2 rRNA genes are annotated in these 289 nt (G+C 46.4%); both read left to right on the forward strand.

Going from position 1 to position 289, the window contains the following annotated elements:
* A 23S ribosomal RNA gene (locus tag KW850_RS32840) occupies positions 1–102 on the forward strand; the annotation flags it as partial.
* A gap of 74 nt (positions 103–176) precedes the next feature.
* Positions 177–289, forward strand: a 5S ribosomal RNA gene (gene rrf, locus KW850_RS32845); the annotation flags it as partial.

Below are 289 nucleotides of genomic sequence, written 5' to 3' on the forward strand. Positions count from 1 at the left end.
AGCTAGTAAGAACCCTGAAAGATGATCAGGTTGATAGGTCAGAGGTGGAAGCGTGGTAACATGTGGAGCTGACTGATACTAATCGTTCGAGGACTTAACCATTTTTAAGGCAATCTCGGGTTTACAACTTCTTCTGCATTATCTAGTTTTGAGGGAATGAAGCCTCAATTAAATAGTCTGGCAATTATGGCGAGAAGGTCACACCCGTTCCCATACCGAACACGGAAGTTAAGCTTCTCAGCGCCAATGGTAGTTGGGACACGCGTCCCTGTGAGAGTAGGACGTTGCC

Source organism: Bacillus sp. sid0103, assembly GCF_019219025.1.